Raw genomic sequence first — 1500 nt, 5'->3', positions numbered from 1 at the left:
TCGGCCATGAGGGGCTTAACTTCTCTGTTCGGAATGGGAAGAGGTGAACACCCTCGGCATAACCACCATAAGATCTTCTTTGCTATTACAGCAAACTAATAAGATAACATATCGGGAAAGTTGTATTCTAAGACTCTTTAGCGTAATATTTAAAAAATTAAAGCTTACGGGCAATTAGTATTACTCGGCTGCGATGTTACCACCCTTACACCTGTAACCTATCAACGTCGTAGTCTCCGACGGCCCTTAAAAGTAAACTCATCTTGAAGCAGGTTTCACGCTTAGATGCTTTCAGCGTTTATCCTATCCATACATAGCTACTCTGCACTGCACCTGGCGGCACAACAGATACACCAGCGGTATGTACGACCCGGTCCTCTCGTACTAAGGTCATGTCCTCTCAATTTACTAACGATCACAACAGATAGGGACCGAACTGTCTTGCGACGTTCTGAACCCAGTTCACGTGCCACTTTAATCGGCGAACAGCCGAACCCTTGGGACCTTCTCCAGCCCCAGGATGTGACGAACCGACATCGAGGTGCCAAACCTCACCGTCGATATGAGCTCTTGGGTGAGATCAGCCTGTTATCCCCGGAGTACCTTTTATCCTTTGAGCGATGGCCCTTCCATACAGAACCACCGGATCACTTTAGCCTGCTTTCGCACCTGCTCGGCTTGTTTGCCTCACAGTCAAGCACCCTTATACTAATGCGCTCTGCGTACGATTACCAACCGTACTGAGGGTACCTTTGCGAGCCTCCGTTACCTTTTAGGAGGCGACCACCCCAGTCAAACTACCCACCAAACAATGTCTCCCATTGCTGGGATTAGACTCTAAATAACAGAAGGTTGGTATTTCAACGATGACTCCACAACTCCTGGCGAAGCTGCTTCATAGTCTCCCAACTATCCTACACATCTGGCATTCAAAATCAATGTTAAGTTGTAGTGAAGGTTCACGGGGTCTTTCCGTCCCGTTGCGATTAACCGGCATCTTCACCGATACTACAATTTCACCGAGCTCGTGGTAGAGACAGTGTACAACTCATTAGACCATTCGTGCAGGTCGGAACTTACCCGACAAGGAATTTCGCTACCTTAGGACCGTTATAGTTACGGCCGCCGTTTACTGGGGCTTCAGTCAGAAGCTTTGGATTACTCCGAACATCCTTCCTTAACCTTCCAGCACCGGGCAGGTATCAGGCTCTATACGTCATCTTTCGATTTTGCAGGGCCCTGTGTTTTTGTTAAACAGTTGGTTGTACCATTTTACTGAGGCCACATCACTGTGGCACGCCTTATCCCGAAGTTACAGCGTCAATTTGCCTAGTTCCTTTACCACGGATCACTCGAGCGCCTGAGAATACTCATCTCGACTACCTGTGTCGGTTTACGGTACGGGCTGCTATAAACGAACCTTAGAAGTTTTTCTTGGAAGTCTGATTAGGGATACTATCAGCGCGGCCGAAGCTTTGCTGTACTATCAGGTTTCAGCAT

Annotated in this window: 2 rRNA genes (1 of these 2 running past the window's edge); both read right to left on the bottom strand. The window is 47.9% G+C overall.

Annotation, left to right across the window (positions count from 1 at the left end):
- Nucleotides 1-70, bottom strand: a 5S ribosomal RNA gene (rrf, locus tag V7S65_RS32265); the annotation flags it as partial.
- Nucleotides 71-154: 84 nt separating this feature from the next.
- Nucleotides 155-1500, bottom strand: a 23S ribosomal RNA gene (locus V7S65_RS32170); it runs 1605 nt beyond the window's last position.

The organism is Chitinophaga sp. CCNWYY40 (assembly GCF_037483205.1).
GTDB classification, from domain to species: Bacteria; Bacteroidota; Bacteroidia; order Chitinophagales; family Chitinophagaceae; genus Chitinophaga; species Chitinophaga ginsengisegetis.
Note: the sequence above shows the minus strand (reverse complement) of the source record. Positions and strands in the feature narration are given on the sequence as shown.